The following is an 18,682-nucleotide window of genomic DNA, read 5'->3' as shown; positions in this document are numbered from 1 at the left end:
CGGCCTCCTCAGCTCCGGTGTCTCAGCTCTGGTCGAGGTAGCGGTGGGCGAGCGTCACCGCCATCGCGCCCTCGCCCACGGCGGAGGCGACGCGCTTGACGGACTCGGCCCGGACGTCGCCCGCGGCGAACACGCCGGGGACGGACGTCTCCAGGTAGAACGGATCGCGGCGCTCGGACCATCCCGCGGGCCGCTCGCCCTCGCGGACGAGGTCCGGCCCGGTGAGGACGAAGCCCCTCTCGTCGCGCGCGACGGTCCCGTCGAGCCAGTCCGTGCGCGGCGCGGCGCCGATGAAGACGAAGAGGTGGGACGCGTCGACCCGTTCCGTCGTGCCGCGGGTGCGGTCGGCGAGGGTGACGGCCTCGAGGTGGTCCGTGCCGTGGGCCGACACGACCTCGCAGCACGTGCGCACCTCGACGTTGTCGATGCCCTGCACCTGCTCGACGAGGTAGCTCGACATCGACGTCGTCAGCGTCTGCCCGCGCACGAGCAGGGAGACCTTCGCCGCGGTGCGCGCGAAGAAGACCGCGGCCTGCCCGGCGCTGTTCGCCCCGCCGACCACGAGGACGTGCTGGTCGCGGCACGCCTCGGCCTCGGTGGCGGCGCTGCCGTAGTACACGCCCCGTCCGAGCAGGTCCTCGCACCCGTCCGCGGGCAGCCGCCGGTACTGCACACCCGTCGCGAGCAGCACCGCGCGCGCCCGCACGTCGGAGCCGTCGGCGAAGCGGACGGTGCGGACCGGGCCGTCGACCTCCAGGCCGGTCACCTTGCGCGCCGTCAGCACCTCGGCCCCGAACCGGACGGCCTGCCGCCGGGCGCGGTCCGCGAGCTGGCCGCCGGACACGCCGTCGGGGAAGCCCAGGTAGTTCTCGATCCGGGAGCTCTGGCCGGCCTGCCCCCCCGTGGCGCTCGCGTCGACGAGGACGGTCCGCAGCCCCTCGGAGGCCCCGTAGACCGCCGCGCCGAGCCCGGCCGGACCGCCGCCGACGACGAGGAGGTCGTAGAAGTCCTCCGCCGGCGTCGTCGAGAGCCCTGCGAGAGCGGCGACGGAGGGGAGGTCCGGCTGGGCGTGGGCGGTGCCGTCGGGGGTGACGAGCACGGGCACCCGGTCGGCGTCGAGCCCGGCGGCCTCGAGCAGGCGCTCGCCCTCCGGCCCGTCGACGGCGACCCACGAGTACGGCGCCCCGTTGCGGGCGAGGAAGTCGCGCACCTCGTGCGAGGCGCGGGACCAGCGGTGCCCCACGAGCCGCAGACCGTCGACCTCGCGGTCGCCCTCCCGCCGCCACGTGTCGAGCAGCTCGTCGACCACCGGGTACAGCTTCTCCTCCGGCGGGTCCCACGGCTTGAGCATGTAGCGGTCGACGTCGACGACGTTGATGGCGCGGATCGCGGCGTCGGTGTCGGCGTAGGCGGTGAGCAGCGCGCGCCGCGCCCGTGGGAACAGGTCCATCGCCTGCTCGAGGAACTCCACGCCGTCCATGTCGGGCATCCGGTAGTCCGCGAGGAGGACCGCGACCCGGCTGCCGCGCAGCTTGAGCTCGCGCAGCGCCTCCAGCGCCGCGGCGCCGCCGTCGGCCCGCACGACCCGGTGCTCGCCCGCGTAGCGGCGGCGCAGGTCCCGCGCGATGGCGCGTGAGACGGACGGGTCGTCGTCGACCGTGAGGACGACGGGGAGGTCGCGCCCCTCCGCCATCAGGCCTCGGCGAGGGTGCGGTCGAGGTAGCACCAGCGCCACGTCTCGCCGGGCTCGAACGAGCGCACGACGGGGTGGCCGGTGCTGCCGTGGTGGGCGGTGGCGTGCCGTGACGGCGAGGAGTCGCAGCAGCCGACGTGGCCGCAGCTCGTGCACAGGCGCAGGTGCACCCACCGGCCGCCGTCGGCGAGGCACTCCTCGCACCCCTCGGGGGTGCGGGCGGGCGGCGTCTCCGCCGTCCCGGCGGGGTCGAGGTGCTCGCAGGTCGTGGGCACGGTGCCTCCCAGGTCTCGTGACGGGGGTGGCTGCGAGGCCGGGCTGATCCTCACCCGCCGGGCCGTCCCCGCGCCAGGGGGAGCCGGGACCGTTCCGCCGACAGCGGACGACGGCCCGTCAGGGCAGGCCGAACAGCCGGCGGACGAACCCGTCCCACACCCGGTCGCCGCCGAGGCGCCGCAGCGCCATGAGGCCGCGGGCGCCAGGGGTCACGACGTAGCGGCTCCGGGGCCGCTCGGCGGTGACGGCCCGCTCGACGGCGCGGGCGACCGCGTCGGGTCCCGCGGCGAGCGGGCCCGCGTAGGAGCGGGACATGCCGCGCTCGACGGCCGCGGTGAGACCGGCGTACGGCGAGGGCGTCCGCTCGTCCGTCCCCGCGGCCGGCTCGGACCGTCCGGTCCCGTCGCCGGCCGCGGCGAGGCTGCGCGTCGCCGTCGCGCCGAACTCCGTCCGGATGAGGCCCGGCTCGACGAGGCTCACGTGCACGCCGAACGGCGCCACCTCCACGCGCAGCGCGTCGTGCAGGGCGACGAGCGCGTGCTTGGACGCGTGGTACCAGCCGCCGCCGGGGAAGGTGAGGCGCCCGCCCATCGAGCCGACCGTGACGATGCGGCCGTCGCCGGCCTCCCGCATCTCCGGCAGGACGAGCCGGGTGAGCCGGGCGACGCCGATGACGTTCGTCTCCAGCTGGGCGCGGGCCGCGTCCAGCGACACCTCCTCCACCGGTCCGTACTCGCCGTAGCCGGCGTTGTTCACGAGCGCGCGCACCCGCCCGTGGTGACGGCGCGCGTCCTCGACCGCGGCGGCCGCGCTCGCGTCGTCGGTGACGTCGAGGGCGCCGGTCGTGCACCCGGCGGCCGCGAGCCCCGCGAGGGTGTCCGGCCGGCGGGCGGTCGCGTGGACCTGGTGGCCCCCCCGCACCAGCCGGAGCGCAGTGGCGCGGCCGATGCCGCTGGAGCAGCCGGTCACGAGGACGGCACCGGTGGGGGCGGGCGTGGGCATGGTCTCTCCAGAGGTATGGCCTAACGGGTGTTAGGCGAACGCGACTGACCTTACAGCCGTTAGCCTTCCCACGTCGACCCGAGCGGACGGAGCAGCGCATGACCCCCGGACCGGCCCGCCGGACGCGCAACGCCCGCGGTGAGGGCGCCCGGCTGCGGACGGAGCTGCTCGCCGCCGCGTCACGGCTGCTCGCGGGAGGCGACCCCGCGGCGGTGACCCTGCGGGCGGTCGCCCGCGAGGCGGGGGTCGCCGCGCCGAGCGTGTACGGGCACTTCCCCGACCTCGACGCGCTCCTGCTCGCGGTCGTCGAGCAGCACCTCGCCGAGCTGCGCGCTGCGTTCGACGCGGCCGTCGCCGGTCCCGGCCACGCCGAGGAGCGGCTGCGCGCGGGCGCCCTCGAGTACTGCGAGTGGGGCCTGCGGCACCCGGGCGCCTACGCGGTGGTCTTCGGGGGGCGGGCGGTGCGACTGCTCACCGAGGCGGAGGCGGTCGCCTTCGAGGACGGCGAGGCGATGCTGGACTCGCTCGGCGCCCTCGTCGCCCGGCTGCCCGGGGTCGCGGCGGCCGACGTCGCCGGCCTGCGGCTGGCGGCGTGGACCGGCGTGCACGGCGTCGTGTCGCTGCGCTCCGGCAAGCCCGGGTACCCCTGGCCACCGCTCGCCGACCACGTGACCGCCGTCCTCACGGGCGTCCTGCCCCGGGGCGGGGGCTGACCGGACGGCCCGGGTGTGCGACGGTGAGACCCCGCCGGGCCGTCGGGCCGGTGGTGACGACCGACGCCGACCCGCAGGTGGAGAGGAGCCGACGGTGGTGGCCCCGCAGCGCGCTCGCGGCTCCGACGCCCGCCCCGAGAGCCCCCTGCCCACCAGGCGCGCCCTGCGGGAGCGCCGCGCCGCGGCCGCCGGCCAGGGCGGGCAGCCCGACGCCCGGCCGGTCCCGCAGCCCGACCCGACGCCGAGCCCCCGGCCGGGCCCGTCGCCGAGCCAGCAGCCCGGCCCCGCAGAGACGACGCGCTCGCACCCGGCCCCCGAGGGCGACTCGGGCCGTCGCGGTCGCCTCGGACCCCTCCGCCGCCGTGCCCGACCGCGCCGCGCGGGCTCACGCGTCACGATCCGGCCGTTCCGCCGAGGGGACGAGGCCGGTCTCGCGCGGGTGTGCCTGCGGACCGCGGCGGACGGCGCGGACGCCACCGACCGGCACGCGCACCCGGGCCTGCCCGCCGCCGTCTGGGCGCTGCCCTACGCGCGGTTCGAGCCCGACCTGTGCCTCGTCGTCGACGACGGCACCCCCGAGGGCCGCGTGAGCGGGTACGTGCTCGGCACGAGCGACACCGTCTCGTTCGAGGACTGGTGCGAGCGGGCGTGGTGGCCCGCGCAGCGCCGGGCGTACCCGATGGCGGACATGGTCGAACCGGCGGACCGCGAGGCCGCCGCCCTCGTCCACTCCCCCCGGCGGACCCCCGCGCGCATCACCGACCGCTACCCCGCGCACCTGCACGTCGACCTGCTCCCGCACGTGCGGGGCGGCGGCTGGGGCCGGCGCCTGCTCGAGGGGTTCATGGGGGCAGCGGCCCAGGCGGACGCGTCGGCCGTGCACCTCGGGGTGTCGGAGACGAACACCCGGGCCATCGGCTTCTACGCCCGCCTGGGCTTCGCGCTCGTCGAGCGGACGGACGGTGCGCTCGTGCTCGGCCGCCCCCTGTAGGCCGCGGGTCAGCCCTCGAGCGCCGCCGCGACCCGGTCGTGCCCGGCGGCCTCGTCGGCGCGGGACAGCCGGCGCAGCGTCCGGGCCAGGCCGCGGCGTGCCCACGCGTCGGTCGGGTCGAGGTCGACGAGGGTGCGGAAGGCCTGCTCGGCGCGGCCGAGCTGCGCGGAGTCGAAGTAGGCGCGGGCGAGGTCCGTCGCGACCGCGCGGTCGCGAGGAGCCGCCTCGGCGGCCTGCGCGAGGAGGCGGGCCGCCCCCGCGGGGTCACCGGCCGCGAGGTAGAGGCGGCCGCGGGCGACGAGGCTGTGCGTGTCCACCAGGAAGTTCACGAGCGGCTCAACGGCGGGCGCGGCGCCGTTCTTCCACAGGTCCGTCCACAGGTCCGTCCGGAGGCTCGGACACCGCCCGGACGGCGCCCGGCCCCGGCCGGGGGAGCACGTCGCGCGGCTCCCTCACCTCGTGCCCGGCCGCGCAGCGGACCTCCGCGTGGACGAGCTCGCCGCACCCCCGGTGCGCGAACTCGATCGGCGGCTGGACCGCGCCGGCGTCGCCGGTCCAGCGGCTCCCCCACCGCCACAGCGCGACGACGACCGGGTACAGGTCGAACCCCTTGTCGGTGAACCGGTACTCCTCGCGCGCGCGCCGCCCGGGCTCGCGGTAGGGGACACGACGCAGCAGCCCGTCGTCGACCATGCGCGCGAGCCGCCGGGCGAGCACGTCGCGCGGGAGCCCCGTGCGGCGCTGCATGTCGGCGAAGCGCCGGACCCCGCACCCCACCTCGCGGACGACCATGAACGTGGCGCGGTCGCCGACCACGTCGAGCGCCGCCTCCACGGTGCAGCCCTCGGTCGTCCACTCCAGGGCGGGCACCGCTCCCGCCGCCGCCGGGCCCGTCACCTCGCTCACGCGGCCATGCTAGGTCCGCTTGACAGACCCAGCAACGGCCACGACCCTGGGTCCGGTCACCGGACCCAGCTGCGGAGGTACGACGTGAACCTGTGGCTCCGACTGCTCGTGCTCACGCTCACCGCCCGGCGCCGGCCCCGGGTCGACCTGCTCGGGGAGTGCGTGACCCGCTTCCGCGTCGCACCCGGCGACCTCGACGCGCTCGGGCACGTGAACAACGGCCGCTACCTCACGGTGCTCGACCTCGCGCGCACCGACCTCGTCCTGCGCTCCGGGACGTCGCCGGTGCTGCGCCGGGAGGGCTGGTACCCCGTCGTCACTGCCGAGACCATCGCCTTCCACCGCGAGCTGCGCCTCGGGCAGCCGTACACCGTCACCACGCGGACCCTCGGCTGGGACGAGCGGTCCGTCCTGCTGGAGCAGGTGTTCCGCCGCGGCCACGACGGCGCGGGCGAGGTGGTCGCCGAGGCCGTCGTCCGGGCCCTCTTCCTGCGCCGCGGCGGCGGCCGGGTGCCGACCGAGGAGCTGCTCGCGGCCACCGGGCACGGGGGCGCCGCCCCGCGCCCGCTGCCGTCGTGGGTCGCAGACTGGCACGAGGCGCAGGACGGCGTCCGGCAGCGACGGCGCGCGGAGCGGCCGGCCGCCTGAGGGCTCACGTCCGCTGCACGCCCCGGCTCAGGACGATCGCGCTCTTGGTCCGCACGACGGCCGGGTCGGCGCCGATCCGCTCGAGGACCCGCTCGAAGTCGTGGACGCTCGTCGCGCGCACGTGGACGAGAGCGTCGGCCTCGCCGCTGATCGTGCAGGCGGAGACGACCTGCGGGTGCCGCGCCGCCACGGCGAGCACCTGCGACGGCGTGGTCGACGGCGCGCACCACAGCTCGACGTACGCCTCGGTCGTCCACCCCACGGCCTCCGGGTCGACGACGGCCGCGAAGCCGGTGATGACGCCGGTCTCGCGGAGCCGGTCGACCCGACGCTTGACCGCGGGCGCCGACAGCCCGACGCGGGCCCCCACGGCGGCGAAGGAGGCACGCCCGTCGTCGCGCAGGATCGCGAGGATGCGTTCGTCGAGGTCGTCGAGGGCCACGCAACGATCCTCCGCTTCACCGCTCTCACACGCAACGACCAACCGCGGCGACGCATGATCGCGCAGTGACCTGACGGCACCGGCCCGCCGACAATTCGAGGGTGACGACCCTGCTCCCGGGGGAGCCCGCGCTCCCCGTCCCGTCGCCCGCGACCGCCCCCGACGAGCGGGTCGCCGTCCGCCGGCGCTTCCTCATGTGCGCCCCCGTGCACTTCGAGGTCGCCTACGCGATCAACGCGTGGATGACGCCGGGCGTGACGGTGGACCGCGCGCTCGCGCTGCGGCAGTGGACGGCGCTCAAGGACGCATACACCTCGCTCGGCCACGTCGTGGAGGTGCTCGACCCCGTGCCGGGTCTGCCGGACATGGTGTTCGCGGCCAACGGCGCCTTCGTCGTCGACGGGATCGCGGTCGGCGCGCGCTTCGCCCACCCGGAGCGGGCCGGCGAGGCGCCGGCGCACGCGGCGTGGCTCGAGGCGCACGGCTTCGGACCCGTCACGCCGACGGTCGGGGTCCACGAGGGCGAGGGCGACCTCACGGTCGTCGGCGACCTCGTGCTCGCCGGCACGGGCTTCCGGACGGAGCGCAGCGCCCACGCGGAGGTCCAGGAGCGGACGGGCCGGCCCGTGGTCGGGCTCGAGCTCGTCGACCCGCGCTTCTACCACCTCGACACCGCGCTGTTCCCGCTCGACGACACGACCGTCGCTTACTACCCCGGCGCCTTCTCCGACGGCTCCCGTCGCGTCCTCGAGCGGCTGTACCCGGACGCCGTGGTCGCCTCCGAGGCCGACGCGCTCGTGCTCGGCCTCAACTCCGTGAGCGACGGCCGGCACGTCGTGCTGCCGGCCGCCGCGAGGGGGCTCGCCGACCAGCTGCACGCCCGCGGCTTCGTGCCGGTGCCGGTGGACCTGTCGGAGCTGCTCAAGGGCGGGGGCGGCCCGAAGTGCTGCACCTCGGAGCTGCGCCCCCGCCCGGTCTGAGGCAGGCGGTCGCTCAGGCGATCTCGCGCCGCTGCAGCCGCAGCCAGCCCAGCGCGAACGGCACGACGGCCCAGAGGCCGGTGACGCTCGCCACCTGCGCCCACTGCCGCCCGGACAGCACGGTGTCCATCTGCAGCGCCATCGTCCCGGTCGCGAGGTCGACCCACGGGCCGACGTCCTGCAGCGCCGGCACGAGGAACACGACCGGGGCGAGCAGCGACGGCACGACGAGGTAGACGACGACCGCGAGCGGCGTGTTCTGGCACAGCAGGCCGATGCCCACACCGACGAGCACGTAGACGACCTGGAGCGCGAGCAGCTGGACCGGCACCTGCCACGCCATCGTCCACACCACGTCGCCGCCGAGCAGGGCGAGGACGCCCGCCGCCGCGACCGCGAGCAGGGCCGCCAGCAGCGCGATGGCGACGGCGAGCAGCACCGCGGCGGCCGTCTTGGCCGCGACGACCCGCCCGCGCGACGGCACGAGCGCGAACGTCGTGAGGACGCTGCGGGTGGAGAACTCCCCCGACACGAGGAGCACGCCGAGCACGGGCACGAGAAGGGAGACGGGGAGCAGGCCGTTCGCGAGGAGGAACCGCAGGCTCGGGTCGTCCTCGCCCGGCTGGAACAGCGCGCCCAGCACGAGGGCGCCGACGACGAGCACGCCGGTGACCGCGAGCAGCCAGCGTCCGGTCGTGGTGTCGACGGCCTTGCGGAGCTCGACGGCGACGAGACGGACCGTCGACGGCCGGGCCACGTCCAGGCCGGCGGGGCGGCGCGCGGGGGTGGGGGTCACGTCGTGGGCGAGGTGGGTGCTCATCGTGCGGCTCCAGCGGGCTCGGCGGTCGTGAGGCGGAAGTAGTACTCCTCGAGGTCGTCCTGCCCCTCGAGCAGCTCGGTGGTGGCGCCGGCGGCGCGGACACGCCCGCCGGCGATGATGACGAGGCGATCGGCCACGGCTGCGACCTCGCCGAGCAGGTGCGACGACAGCAGGACGGTCCCGCCGCCGTCGGCGAAGCGGCGCAGCAGGCCGCGCATCCAGCGGATGCCGTCGGGGTCCAGGCCGTTGGCGGGCTCGTCGAGCACGAGCACGTCGGGGTCGCCGAGCAGGGCGAGGCCGATGCCGAGCCGCTGCCGCATGCCGAGGGAGTAGCGGCCGACCCGCTGCCGGGCCGGCCGGCCGGCGAGGCCGACGAGCTCGAGCATGTCGTCGGCGCGGCTCGCGGGCACGTCGAGCAGGGACGCCGCGAGGCGCAGCGTCTCCCGGCCGGTGCGGCCGCCGTGCTGGGCCGACGCGTCGAGCATGACGCCGACGACGCGGCCGGGGTTCGGCAGGCGGCGGAAGGGCAGGCCGGCGACGGTCGCGCTGCCGGCGTCGGGCGTCGACAGCCCGCACACCATGCGCAGCGTCGTGGACTTGCCGGCCCCGTTGGGGCCGAGGAACCCGGTCACCGTGCCGGGCGGGCAGGTGAACGACACGTCGTCCACCACGGTCGTCGCGCCGTAGCGCCTGGTCAGTGAGCTCGCTTCGATCATGCGTCGAGCCTCGCCGCGGGCCGGCGCCGCCCGCAGCGGCCGAAGGGCCACCGTGCGGCGCCGTCGGTATGCGCCTGCGGGCGCGGACCGGTCCGGACGGCCACGTCCCGATCGACCTCCGGACCGGTGGGCGTCGACCTCCGGCCGTGGCTGCCGGTCGGCGTGCGTCCCTAGGGTGGCCGGGTGCGGGACGAGGACCACCTGGCGCTGAGCGCCGACGGGCGCCGCGACGGGCGGCGCAGCCGGCGCGACTGGGTCGTCGACTCGGTCGTGTTCGTGGTCGTCGGCCTCGGCTCCATCGCCACGGTCCTCGTCGCGAGCGCGCCGGTGGAGGGCAGCGGCTTCCGCCGGCCGTCGGAGCTGGAGCTCTGGCTGGACGTCGGCGTGGGGATCGCGCTGTGGGTCGCCCTGTGGTGGCGCCGGCGGTTCCCCGTCGTGCTGGGGGTGGTCTCCGCGCTCGCGGCCGCCGTCTCGGCCTTCGCGGGTTCCGCGGCGCTCGTCATGCTGCTGACGGTCGCGATCCACCGGCGGTGGCCCTCGGCGCTGCTCGTCGGCGGGGCGAACCTCGTGGGCGGCGCACTCTTCCTGTGGTGGTGGGACGACGGCACCTTCCCGTGGGTGCTGAGGCTCGTCGTGCTCGGCTTCGGAGCGGCGCTCACCGCGGCGGTCCTCGGCTTCGGGATGTTCCTCCGCGCCCGGCGGCTGCTCGTGGCCTCCCTGCGCGAGCGCGCGGAGCGTGCCGAGGCCGAGCAGCAGCGCTCGGCCGAGGCCGCACGGCAGGGTGAGCGCACCCGGATCGCGCGGGAGATGCACGACGTGCTCGCGCACCGGATCTCGCTCGTCAGCATGCACGCGGGCGCCCTGGAGTACAGCCGCGACGCCTCGCCCGAGGAGGTGGCGAGCGCCGCCGGCGTCATCCGCGACAACGCCCACCGCGCCCTCGTCGACCTGCGGGAGGTCATCGGGGTCCTCCGCACGGGCGAGGCCGGTGCCGACGCCGCCGACGACGGCACGTCGACGTCCCGGCCGCAGCCGACCCTCGACGCCCTGCCGTCGCTGCTGGCCGAGACGCGCGCGGCCGGCGTCACGCTGCGCGAGGAGGTCGACCTGCCCGACGCACCGCTGCCGCCGACGACGAGCCGGACGGCGTACCGGGTGCTGCAGGAGGGGCTCACCAACGCCCGCAAGCACGGCCGCGGCGGGGCGGTCGACGTGTGCGTCCGCGGCCGCCCCGGTGACGGCCTGTCGCTGCAGGTGCGCAACGCGCTCCGGCCCGGGGCCGCGGACGCCGCCCGGGACGTACCGGGCTCGGGGGTTGGGCTCGTCGGCCTCGCCGAGCGGGCCCGGCTGGCGGGCGGGCGCTGGGAGCACGGCGCCGCCGACGGGGTGTTCCGGCTGCACGTGTGGCTGCCGTGGGACGAGGAGGACGGATGAGCAGGGACGAGCGGGCCGACCACCTGAGCGGACCGGACGGGCGGGACGCACCGGACGCACGGGACGCACGGGACGCACCGGACGCACCGGACGCACCGGTCCGGGTCCTCGTCGTGGACGACGACCCCCTCGTGCGGTCCGCGCTGACGATGGTGCTGCGCGGCGCCGACGGCGTCACGCTCGTCGGGGAGGCCACGGACGGCGACGAGGTGCCCGACGCCGTCGCCCGCCACCGCCCGGACGTCGTCCTCATGGACATCCGCATGCCGCGCGTCGACGGGCTCACCGCGCTGGCCGCGCTGCGCCGGTCCCCGCGCGCGCCGGAGGTCGTCGTCCTCACCACCTTCGACGCCGACGAGCAGGTCGTGCGGGCGGTCCGCGACGGCGCGGCCGGGTTCCTGCTCAAGGACACCCCTCCCGCCGAGATCGTCGCGGCCGTCCGACGGGTCGCCGAGGGCGAGGCCGTCCTCGACCCGTCCGTCACCCGGGGGCTGCTGCGGCACGTGGCCGTGCTCGACGTCGGCGGTGGGGTCGACCGCCGGCAGGAGGCGGCGCGCGCCGCCCTCGGGCAGCTGAGCGAGCGGGAGCGGGACGTCGCCGAGGCGGTGGCCCGCGGCCTTGCGAACGCCCAGATCGCCGAGGAGCTCTACATGAGCCCGGCCACCGTCAAGGCGTACGTGTCACGGCTGCTCGCCCGCCTCGGGCTGGACAACCGGGTGCAGGTGGCGCTCCTCGTCCACGACGCGGGGCGGACGTCGTGAGCGACGACCGGGGCGCGGGGCCGGGACGGCGGGTGCTCCTGCTGCGGGCGGTCAACCTCGGCGCCCGCAACAAGGTGCCGATGGCGCGGCTGCGCGAGCTGCTGGACGCCGAGGGCCTCACGGGCGTCGAGACGTACCTGCAGAGCGGCAACGTCCTCGTCGACGACGACGGGACGCCCGAGGCCGACCTGGCCGCGCGGGTGTCCGCGCTCGTGCGGGCGCACTTCGACGTCGTCTCGCCGTGCGTCGTGCGCTCCGCGGCCGAGCTCGGCGCGACCGTCGAGGCGGCCGCGACCGCGGGGGCGCCCGGGCTGCCGGAGGACCCGCGCCTGTACGCCGTCGTGTTCCTCGCGGCGGTGCCGGACCCGGGGCTCGTCGCGACGGTCGACCCGGACGACTACGAGGAGCCCTTCCTCGTGACCGGGCGGGACGTGCACGTCGCGATGCCGCGGGGCACGCAGAACGCCCGGCTGTCGCACGCGTTCTGGGAGAAGCGGCTGCGCGTCACCGCGACCGCCCGCAACTGGCGGAGCGTGACGACGCTCGCCGACCTCGCGTCGGGGTCGCCCTCCTGACAACCTGCCGCGCATGCGGTTCGTGCTGATCGGCATCGGTGCGGTGGGCGGGACGGTGGCGGCGCGCCTCGCGGCCGCGGGCGAGGACGTGCTCGCGGTCGCGCGCGGCGCGCACGCGCGCGCGGTGCAGGAGGACGGCCTGAGGCTGGCGACGCCCGACGGCGTGCTGCACGTGCGTCTGCCCGTCGTGGCGGACCCGTCGCACCTGGACCTTCACGACGGCGACGTGCTCGTCCTGGCCGTCAAGGGCCAGCACACCCAGGCGGTGCTGGAGGCCCTGCCGCTGCGGGCCGCGGACCTGCCGGTGCTGTGCCTGCAGAACGGGGTCGCGAACGAGGCGCTGGCGCTGCGGCGGCACCGCGCGGTGCACGGGGTGTGCGTCGCGCTGCCGGCGCTGCACACCGAGCCCGGGCACGTGGCGGTCTTCATCCGGCCCTCGGCCGTGCTCGACGTCGGTCGCTACCCGGCCGGCAGCGACGCCGTCGACACCGAGGTCGCCGGGCGGTGGAGCGCCGCGGGGCTGCTCACGCGGGTGCGGGACGACGTCATGGCGTGGAAGCACCGCAAGCTGCTGAGCAACCTGGGCAACGCGGTCGAGGCGCTCACCGGCACCGGCCTGCAGGGCGAGCAGCGCGACGCCGTCCGCCGGCTGCACCGCCTCGCTCTCGCCGAGGGCGAGGACGTGCTGAGCGCGGCGGGTCGCCCGCTCGTCGACGAGGACGCGTGGGCCCGTGAGGTCGCCGACGCGTGGCGGCTCGCCGAGGTGCCCGGCGTGACGCGGGGCGGCGGGTCGACGTGGCAGAGCCTGCTGCGCGGCGCCGGCTCGGTGGAGGCCGACCAGCTGAACGGCGAGGTCGTGCTCGCGGCCCGGCTGCTGGGCCGGGACGCCCCTATCAACGAGCTGCTGCGACGCGAGGTCGTGGACGCCGCCACCCACCGGCTGCCGCCCGGGTCGGTCGACGCGGTCGCGCTGCTCGCCCGCGCGAGCGCGCTGCTCGGGGAAGGGCCGGGCGGGGACAACAGTGGGCCGCGATGACGTCTCCCCACGTCATCGCGGCCCACCGACCGTCGCGCCTGCCGTCGCGACGGCTCAACGGCACATCGGAGACCCCTCAGCCGATGTAGCCGGAGTACAGGAGCCGGTTCGGGGAACCGGACCCGGCGCCGGAGACGACGCCGGTGGTGCTGTTGCCGACGATGCTGCTCGCGACCGTCGACGGCGACGCGCCCGGGTTGCGCTGCAGGTACAGCGCGGCGACCCCGGCCACGTGCGGCGACGCCATGGACGTCCCGCTGATCGTCTTCGTCTGCGTGTTGCTCTGCCACCACGCGCTCGTGATGCTCGACCCGGGCGCGAACACGTCGACGCACGTGCCGTAGTTGGAGAAGCTCGACCGGGCGTCGGTGCTCGTGGTCGAGCCCACCGTGATGGCGTTCGCGGCGCGCGCCGGCGAGACGTTGCACGCGTTCTGGTTCTCGTTGCCCGCGGCGACGACCATCGTCACGCCGGCGTCCACCGCCCGCTGGACGGCCGAGTCCGTCGCGCTCGAGGCGGGACCGCCGAGGCTCATGTTCGCGACGGAGCCGCGCGGGGCGGTGCTCGCGACCCAGTCGATGCCCGCGATGACGCCGGAGTTGGAGCCCGAGCCGTTGCAGCCGAGCACCCGGACCGGCACGAGCGTGACCTGCTTGGCCACGCCGTAGCGGGCGCCGCCGACGGTGCCGGCCACGTGGGTGCCGTGCCCGTTGCAGTCGCTGGTCCCGCGGCCGTCGTTGATCGCGGTGGCGCCCGCGACCACGCGGCCGCCGAAGTCGGTGTGGCTCGCGCGGATGCCGGTGTCGATGACGTACGCGCGGACGCCGCTGCCCGTCGGCCCGTACGTGTAGCTGCCGCTCAGCGGCCGGGTGCGCTGGTCGATCCGGTCCAGCCCCCAGGTCGGGCTGTACTGGGTCGCCGCCGTGGTGACGACCTGGTCCGCCTCGACGTAGGCGACCGCCGGGTCCCTGCGGACCCGGGCGAGCTCGCGCGCCGACAGCTCCGCCGCGTAGCCGGTGATGCTCGCGTCGTACGTGTGGCTCACCTCGGCCCCGAGGCCGCGGGCCCGCTCGGCCGCCCGCTCGGCGGCCCGGGCCCGACCCGGGGCCGAGTCGGCGGCACCCTCCTCGAGCACGACGATGTACTGCCCGTCGATCGCGTCGGCCGAGGTGGCCTCGAGCAGCGGGGCGACGTCGTCCACCTGGGCCTGGGCGCCGGTGGCGCCGAGGCCGGACAGCACGAGGGCCGCGAGCGCGAGGCTCGCGGCGCACCGGCGTGCGCGGAGGGGGGCGTGCGGCATGGGGGGCGTCCTCCGGGTCAGGGGGGCGGGCGACCTCGCCCGACGAGCAGGACGGTAGCCCCTTGGACGCGCGCTTGTCACCTTTCCGGGTCAGAACCGGTGAGCATTACTGTCAAGACCACCGCCCCCCGGCGGCGCGCGGTCCCGCAACGCGCGGGGCGCCGGCCCGTGCTCCTCGTCACAGTGCGGTGCCGCAGGGATGCGAGCGGCGAGGGCGGGTGTTGCGACGGTTCGTGACCGACACCCGCACGCTTCTCCACCCCACCCGCCTCGGCGCCCTCGTCCTGCCCAACCGACTCGTCATGGCGCCGCTGACCCGCACCCGCACGGGCGCGGAGCGCCGCCCCGGACCGCTCAACGTCGAGTACTACCGGCAGCGGGCGACCGCGGGCCTGCTCGTCAGCGAGGGCGTCGCGATCAGCCCCGAGGCCGTCGGCTACCTCGACACCCCGGGGCTGTGGCGCGAGGACCAGGTCGAGGGCTGGCGCGCCGTCACCGAGGCGGTCCACGCCGGTGGCGGCCGCATCGCCGCCCAGCTGTGGCACGTCGGACGGATCAGCCACACGTCCTTCCACGACGGCGCGGCGCCGGTCTCCTCGACGTCCCGGGCCGCGGACGCCCGCTCCTACACCGCAGCCGGCTACGAGCCCGTCTCGACCCCGCGCGCCCTGGCGACCGAGGAGCTGGCCCGCGTGGCCGCGGACTACCGCCACGCGGCCGTCGCCGCCCGCGAGGCCGGCTTCGACGCCGTCGAGGTGCACGGCGCCAACGGCTACCTGATCGAGCAGTTCCTCACCAGCGGGGTCAACGACCGGACCGACGCCTACGGGGGCGACGTCGCCGGGCGCGCCCGCCTGCTCGGCGAGGTCGTCGACGCGGTGGTCGAGGGCTTCGGCGGCGCCGACCGCGTCGGCATCCGGCTGTCGGTGGGCAACGGTACGTCCGGGGCGACCGACGACGACCCCGCCGGGCTGCTCGCGCACGTCGGCGGGGTCCTGCAGCAGCGCGGCCTGGCCTTCGTGCACTACGTCGAGCCCGTGACGCCGGAGGGCCGCCGTACCGACCTCACGGCCGCCCTGCGCTCGACCTGGCACGGACCGGTCGTCCTCGCGCAGGGCTTCACCCCCGACAGCGCCGCCGAGGCCGTGCGGGAGGGCCGTGCGGACGCCGTCGCGTTCGGCCGGGCGTTCATCGCCAACCCGGACCTGCCGGAGCGGGTGCGCCTCGGCGCCGCGCTGAACGAGCCGGACAGCAGCACCTTCTACGGCACGGGCGCTCGCGGCTACACGGACTACCCGACCCTGCCTCAGCGCGCCGCCTGAGCCACGGCGACCGGACGCGGCGCCTCAGCCGCCGACCGGCCGGGGCGGCGCTGGACCGGTCGTGCGCCGCATCACCCGGTCGACCCCGTGCAGGAGGGCCGCCACCCCGACGAACAGCACCCCGACGACGGCCACGTTGAGCAGCACCCGGCCCCAGCCGAGCTCGTCGACGTCGACGAAGGGGTAGGGCCAGAAGCCGCCGACGAGCGGGCCCCGGACGAGCGTGAAGGCGGTCCACGCCACCGGGAACAGGAGCGTGACGGGCAGCAGCCGCCCGCTCGTCCGGCCGCGCGGGCCGAGGAGCACGAAGCCGCCGACCGCGAGGAGCGGCACGACCGTGTGCACGAGCGTGTCGGCGAGCAGGCCCCAGCCGGACAGATCGACGAGCCCGGCGAGGACGAGGTGGTAGACGATCCCGGTCACGCTGATCGCCGCCAGCGCCGTCAGCCGGAGCCAGCGGCGCGCCGGGCTGTCGCGGTCCGGGTCGAGCGCGAGCAGCAGGCTGCTGAGTCCCACGAGCAGGTTGGACTGGATCGTGAAGTACGCGAGCACGTTGAGACGGCGGTCCCACGGCTCGTTGAAGAAGCCGCCGTCGCCCGTCCCGGCCGTCACGACGTCGACGACGACACCGACGGCGACGCACAGCGCGGTCACCGCGAACCAGGTCCGGGCGAGCGGGCGCGAGCGCAGGGGGGCGAGCACGTCCGAGCGTCGCACCCGCCGCGGCGCGGGCACAACGGCGCGGGACCCCCGGGACCCGTCACGGGTGCCTGAGCGCTCCCGGGAAGATCGCCGCGACGTCGTCCGGCAGGTCCCCGTGCCCGTGGGTCCCGCCGTCGACCGTGCCCGGGTGCCCGCCCGCCGTCCCGGGCGCGACGACGACGAACTGGCCCATCATCCCGCGGTCGTGGTGCACGAGCAGGTGGCAGTGGAAGACGTACGGCCGGTCGGGGTCGACGTGCTCGGCGACACGGAACACGAGCTCGACCTCGCCGCCGGGCGGCACGTAGAGGGTGTCCTTCCAGCCGCCCAGGCGCGGGGGCGGTGGCGCGCCGTCGACGGCGGCGACGGCCATCTGCGCGTCGTGGACGTGGAAGCTGTGCGGGATGCCGTCGGCGTTGCGCACCGTCCAGCGCTCCACGGTGCCGGCCTCGAGCACCTCGTCCACCCGCCCCATGTCGAGCTCGCGGCCGTTGATGGCCTGGCCGTCACCGAGCTCGAACGTGCGCTCCACCGTCGCGTCGGCGGCGGTCAGGTCCGGTGCGTCGGCCAGCCGGGCGGGCAGCGGTGGCGAGGCACGCAGGTCGTCGGCCGCGCGGAGCTCGAGCAGGTCGAAGGCGTCCCGGGCGCCGGACATGCCGCGCACGGGCCAGGCGACGCCGAGCTCGGGCGGGGTGCTGCGCAGCACGACGCGCTCGCCCGGCTCGAGACGGACGACGACCTCGGCGCGCTCGCCCGGCGACAGCGGCACCGACGCGGTGGTGACGGGGGCGGGCAGCAGCCCGCCGTCCGTCGCGACCAGCTGCAGCGCGCGGCCGTCGGCCAGGCCGAGGTCGTAGACGCGGGAGGTGGAGGCGTTCACCACCCGCAGCCGGACGGCCTCGGTGGTGACGTCGAGGTACGGCCCGACCGTGCCGTTGACGAGGACGGTGCTGCCCAACCCGCCGACCGCGCCGGACGTCGACACGTCCCGTAGCGTCCCGTCGCGGTCGAGGCGGACGTCCTGCAGCAGCAGCGGCACGTCGTCGACGCCGTACTCCCCGGGGAGGCCGCCGGGGTCGTTCGCGGGGTCGTCGAGCAGGAAGACGCCGGCGAGGCCGCGGCCCAGGTGCGCCGCGGTCGAGCCGTGCAGGTGCGGGTGGTACCAGGTGGTGGCGGCCGCCTGGTCGACGGTCCACGTCGGCGACCACGTGGCACCGGGCGCGATGCTCGTGTGAGGGCCACCGTCCATCGCCGCGGGCAGTCGGTGCCCGTGCCAGTGGAGGTTCGTGGCCTCCGGCAACGTGTTCTCGACGTCGATGCGCACCGTCTCGCCGCGCGCGGCACGCAGGGTGGGCGCGAGGTGCGCCCCGTCGACACCCCACGTCCGGGTCGGGCCACGGCCGGTCAGGTCGGTCTCGCCCTGCTGCAGGGTGAGGTCGAAGACGCGCGTGCCGTCCGGCTCGACCGTCGAGGCGGCGAGCTCCGGCACGCGCAGCGGCCGCTCGAACGCCACCTCGCCGCGCGTGTCGAGCGGCCGGCTGAGCACCCCCGTCGCGACGAGCGCGACGCCCGTGATGGCGAGGAGGACCGGCACGACGAGCGCGACGGCGACGACGACGAGGACGGTGGGGCGGGTGCGAGCCATGACCCGAGGCTGGCCGTCCGGGGGCCGCCGCAGAATGGGGCGACCGGGCGTGACGGGGTCGGGCGGGCGCGACCTCCCGGGTGGGGCTGGCTGCAGGGTTCGGGACCACGGTCGGCCGTCCGGCCACCTGACCTGGCACGATCGGCCGGGTGGGCATGGGGAACCAGCACGAGGAGCACGACCCGCGCGAGGAGTTCGAGTGGGTCGCCCTCGCCGACCTCACCGCGGAGGACCACGAGCGCCTCGCCGCCGCCCTCGTCGGCTGGGTGGACGCCAACCCCGTGTGGCACGACGGCGCGGGTGAGCGGGTGCTGCTCGTCGACCTCGACAACCTGCGCGCGGGCCCCCTGCGCTGGAAGGCGCGGATGATGTTCGTCGTCGCGCTCGCGAGGACCGCGGACCACGTCGTCATCTCCGGCCACACCACCGCGGTGGCGCGCGGTCGGGAGCACCTCGCCGAGTACGCCGACGTCGCCCAGCCCGTGCCCGACGGCGCGGACCTCGCCGACCTCAAGCTGCTGGAGGGCGCGGAGGCCGTGCAGGCGGAGCGCCGGCAGGTGATCGTGCTGAGCAACGACGGGATCTTCGCCCAGCTCGCGGACCGCGGGCCGCTCACCGTCCTGTCGCCGGGGGCGAGCGCCCTGTCGGACCGGCTGTTCGACGCCGCCCGCGTCGTCATCGACCTCATGACGCTCGAGGCGCGTCTCGCCCCGGTGTGAG

General features: G+C 76.4%; 21 protein-coding genes. 10 read left to right on the top strand and 11 right to left on the bottom strand.

What is annotated here, in order from left to right; translation table 11 throughout:
• Window positions 1-22: 22 nt before the first annotated feature.
• The 3 genes from WAA21_RS13975 to WAA21_RS13965 form a co-directional block, all read right to left on the bottom strand.
• Window positions 23-1,693, bottom strand: coding sequence for an FAD-dependent oxidoreductase (locus tag WAA21_RS13975; RefSeq protein ID WP_336923434.1), 1,671 nt, complete (start codon window positions 1,691-1,693; stop codon window positions 23-25).
• Window positions 1,693-1,968: a UBP-type zinc finger domain-containing protein gene (locus tag WAA21_RS13970; RefSeq protein WP_336923433.1), complete on the bottom strand. Its 276-nt coding sequence runs from the start codon at window positions 1,966-1,968 to the stop codon at window positions 1,693-1,695. Before WAA21_RS13970 ends, WAA21_RS13975 begins: the two co-directional genes overlap by 1 nt.
• A gap of 118 nt (window positions 1,969-2,086) precedes the next feature.
• Entirely contained in the window at window positions 2,087-2,971 is an 885-nt protein-coding gene (locus WAA21_RS13965; RefSeq protein ID WP_336923432.1) for an SDR family NAD(P)-dependent oxidoreductase, read from the bottom strand.
• Between the two features lie 98 nt (window positions 2,972-3,069).
• On the opposite strand from WAA21_RS13965, the gene WAA21_RS13960 reads away from it, so the two are divergent.
• Window positions 3,070-3,684 (top strand): TetR/AcrR family transcriptional regulator, encoded by a 615-nt coding sequence (locus WAA21_RS13960; RefSeq protein WP_336923431.1) that lies wholly within the window; start codon window positions 3,070-3,072, stop codon window positions 3,682-3,684.
• Between the two features lie 94 nt (window positions 3,685-3,778).
• On the top strand, window positions 3,779-4,675 hold the full coding sequence (locus WAA21_RS13955; RefSeq protein WP_336923430.1) for a GNAT family N-acetyltransferase: 897 nt from the start codon (window positions 3,779-3,781) through the stop codon (window positions 4,673-4,675).
• 8 nt (window positions 4,676-4,683) lie between these two features.
• Here the strand turns inward: WAA21_RS13955 and WAA21_RS13950 are convergent, their stop codons facing one another.
• Both WAA21_RS13950 and WAA21_RS13945 read right to left on the bottom strand, forming a co-directional pair.
• The gene (locus WAA21_RS13950) at window positions 4,684-5,004 is read right to left on the bottom strand and encodes a tetratricopeptide repeat protein (protein ID WP_336923429.1); all 321 of its coding nucleotides are present in this window, start codon (window positions 5,002-5,004) and stop codon (window positions 4,684-4,686) included.
• Window positions 5,005-5,011: 7 nt separating this feature from the next.
• Window positions 5,012-5,581: a winged helix-turn-helix transcriptional regulator gene (locus WAA21_RS13945; RefSeq protein ID WP_336923428.1), complete on the bottom strand. Its 570-nt coding sequence runs from the start codon at window positions 5,579-5,581 to the stop codon at window positions 5,012-5,014.
• Between the two features lie 84 nt (window positions 5,582-5,665).
• On the opposite strand from WAA21_RS13945, the gene WAA21_RS13940 reads away from it, so the two are divergent.
• Window positions 5,666-6,229 (top strand): acyl-CoA thioesterase, encoded by a 564-nt coding sequence (locus WAA21_RS13940; protein ID WP_336923427.1) that lies wholly within the window; start codon window positions 5,666-5,668, stop codon window positions 6,227-6,229.
• Between the two features lie 4 nt (window positions 6,230-6,233).
• Here the strand turns inward: WAA21_RS13940 and WAA21_RS13935 are convergent, their stop codons facing one another.
• Window positions 6,234-6,671, bottom strand: a complete 438-nt coding sequence (locus tag WAA21_RS13935; protein WP_336923426.1) for an Lrp/AsnC family transcriptional regulator — start codon at window positions 6,669-6,671, stop codon at window positions 6,234-6,236.
• Window positions 6,672-6,781: 110 nt separating this feature from the next.
• On the opposite strand from WAA21_RS13935, the gene ddaH reads away from it, so the two are divergent.
• Window positions 6,782-7,651, top strand: a complete 870-nt coding sequence (ddaH, locus tag WAA21_RS13930) for a dimethylargininase (protein ID WP_336923466.1) — start codon at window positions 6,782-6,784, stop codon at window positions 7,649-7,651.
• A gap of 13 nt (window positions 7,652-7,664) precedes the next feature.
• On the opposite strand, the gene WAA21_RS13925 is transcribed toward ddaH, so the two are convergent.
• Both WAA21_RS13925 and WAA21_RS13920 read right to left on the bottom strand, forming a co-directional pair.
• On the bottom strand, window positions 7,665-8,471 hold the full coding sequence (locus WAA21_RS13925; protein ID WP_336923425.1) for a hypothetical protein: 807 nt from the start codon (window positions 8,469-8,471) through the stop codon (window positions 7,665-7,667).
• The gene (locus tag WAA21_RS13920) at window positions 8,468-9,187 is read right to left on the bottom strand and encodes an ABC transporter ATP-binding protein (protein WP_336923424.1); all 720 of its coding nucleotides are present in this window, start codon (window positions 9,185-9,187) and stop codon (window positions 8,468-8,470) included. The genes WAA21_RS13925 and WAA21_RS13920 overlap by 4 nt, the downstream gene beginning before the upstream one ends.
• 183 nt (window positions 9,188-9,370) lie before the next feature.
• Between WAA21_RS13920 and WAA21_RS13915 the strand changes: the two genes are divergently transcribed.
• Genes WAA21_RS13915 through WAA21_RS13900 form a run of 4 tightly spaced genes read left to right on the top strand, consistent with a single transcriptional unit; the run spans window position 9,371 to window position 12,993 of the window.
• Complete coding sequence (locus tag WAA21_RS13915; RefSeq protein WP_336923423.1) at window positions 9,371-10,621, top strand: sensor histidine kinase; 1,251 nt, start codon at window positions 9,371-9,373, stop codon at window positions 10,619-10,621.
• On the top strand, window positions 10,618-11,382 hold the full coding sequence (locus WAA21_RS13910) for a response regulator transcription factor (protein WP_336923422.1): 765 nt from the start codon (window positions 10,618-10,620) through the stop codon (window positions 11,380-11,382). The genes WAA21_RS13915 and WAA21_RS13910 overlap by 4 nt, the downstream gene beginning before the upstream one ends.
• Complete coding sequence (locus WAA21_RS13905; protein ID WP_336923421.1) at window positions 11,379-11,957, top strand: DUF1697 domain-containing protein; 579 nt, start codon at window positions 11,379-11,381, stop codon at window positions 11,955-11,957. Before WAA21_RS13910 ends, WAA21_RS13905 begins: the two co-directional genes overlap by 4 nt.
• Window positions 11,958-11,970: 13 nt before the next feature.
• Window positions 11,971-12,993 (top strand): ketopantoate reductase family protein, encoded by a 1,023-nt coding sequence (locus WAA21_RS13900; protein ID WP_336923420.1) that lies wholly within the window; start codon window positions 11,971-11,973, stop codon window positions 12,991-12,993.
• Window positions 12,994-13,069: 76 nt separating this feature from the next.
• Here WAA21_RS13900 and WAA21_RS13895 read toward each other — a convergent pair whose 3' ends face one another.
• Complete coding sequence (locus WAA21_RS13895) at window positions 13,070-14,293, bottom strand: S8 family peptidase (protein WP_336923419.1); 1,224 nt, start codon at window positions 14,291-14,293, stop codon at window positions 13,070-13,072.
• A 233-nt stretch (window positions 14,294-14,526) separates the two neighbouring features.
• On the opposite strand from WAA21_RS13895, the gene WAA21_RS13890 reads away from it, so the two are divergent.
• Window positions 14,527-15,615 (top strand): alkene reductase, encoded by a 1,089-nt coding sequence (locus WAA21_RS13890; RefSeq protein WP_336923418.1) that lies wholly within the window; start codon window positions 14,527-14,529, stop codon window positions 15,613-15,615.
• A 24-nt stretch (window positions 15,616-15,639) separates the two neighbouring features.
• Here the strand turns inward: WAA21_RS13890 and WAA21_RS13885 are convergent, their stop codons facing one another.
• Both WAA21_RS13885 and WAA21_RS13880 read right to left on the bottom strand, forming a co-directional pair.
• Window positions 15,640-16,317 (bottom strand): Pr6Pr family membrane protein, encoded by a 678-nt coding sequence (locus WAA21_RS13885; protein WP_336923417.1) that lies wholly within the window; start codon window positions 16,315-16,317, stop codon window positions 15,640-15,642.
• A 58-nt stretch (window positions 16,318-16,375) separates the two neighbouring features.
• The gene (locus WAA21_RS13880; RefSeq protein WP_336923416.1) at window positions 16,376-17,962 is read right to left on the bottom strand and encodes a multicopper oxidase family protein; all 1,587 of its coding nucleotides are present in this window, start codon (window positions 17,960-17,962) and stop codon (window positions 16,376-16,378) included.
• Window positions 17,963-18,111: 149 nt separating this feature from the next.
• On the opposite strand from WAA21_RS13880, the gene WAA21_RS13875 reads away from it, so the two are divergent.
• The gene (locus WAA21_RS13875) at window positions 18,112-18,681 is read left to right on the top strand and encodes a hypothetical protein (protein ID WP_336923415.1); all 570 of its coding nucleotides are present in this window, start codon (window positions 18,112-18,114) and stop codon (window positions 18,679-18,681) included.
• The last annotated feature ends 1 nt before the right edge of the window (window position 18,682 follow it).

Source organism: Aquipuribacter sp. SD81 (genome assembly GCF_037153975.1).
Taxonomy (GTDB): Bacteria; Actinomycetota; Actinomycetes; order Actinomycetales; family JBBAYJ01; genus Aquipuribacter.
The sequence above is the reverse complement of the archived record's forward strand: the minus strand, read 5'-3'. Positions and strand labels throughout refer to the sequence as shown.

Coding starts and splice junctions, on each gene's coding strand:
- WAA21_RS13880 (WP_336923416.1), bottom strand. CDS start 17,962: ATGGCTCGCACCCGCCCCACCGTCCTCGTCGTCGTCGCCGTCGCGCTC.
- WAA21_RS13925 (WP_336923425.1), bottom strand. CDS start 8,471: ATGAGCACCCACCTCGCCCACGACGTGACCCCCACCCCCGCGCGCCGC.
- WAA21_RS13960 (WP_336923431.1), top strand. CDS start 3,070: ATGACCCCCGGACCGGCCCGCCGGACGCGCAACGCCCGCGGTGAGGGC.
- WAA21_RS13895 (WP_336923419.1), bottom strand. CDS start 14,293: ATGCCGCACGCCCCCCTCCGCGCACGCCGGTGCGCCGCGAGCCTCGCG.
- WAA21_RS13900 (WP_336923420.1), top strand. CDS start 11,971: ATGCGGTTCGTGCTGATCGGCATCGGTGCGGTGGGCGGGACGGTGGCG.
- WAA21_RS13920 (WP_336923424.1), bottom strand. CDS start 9,187: ATGATCGAAGCGAGCTCACTGACCAGGCGCTACGGCGCGACGACCGTG.
- WAA21_RS13965 (WP_336923432.1), bottom strand. CDS start 2,971: ATGCCCACGCCCGCCCCCACCGGTGCCGTCCTCGTGACCGGCTGCTCC.
- WAA21_RS13975 (WP_336923434.1), bottom strand. CDS start 1,693: ATGGCGGAGGGGCGCGACCTCCCCGTCGTCCTCACGGTCGACGACGAC.
- WAA21_RS13910 (WP_336923422.1), top strand. CDS start 10,618: ATGAGCAGGGACGAGCGGGCCGACCACCTGAGCGGACCGGACGGGCGG.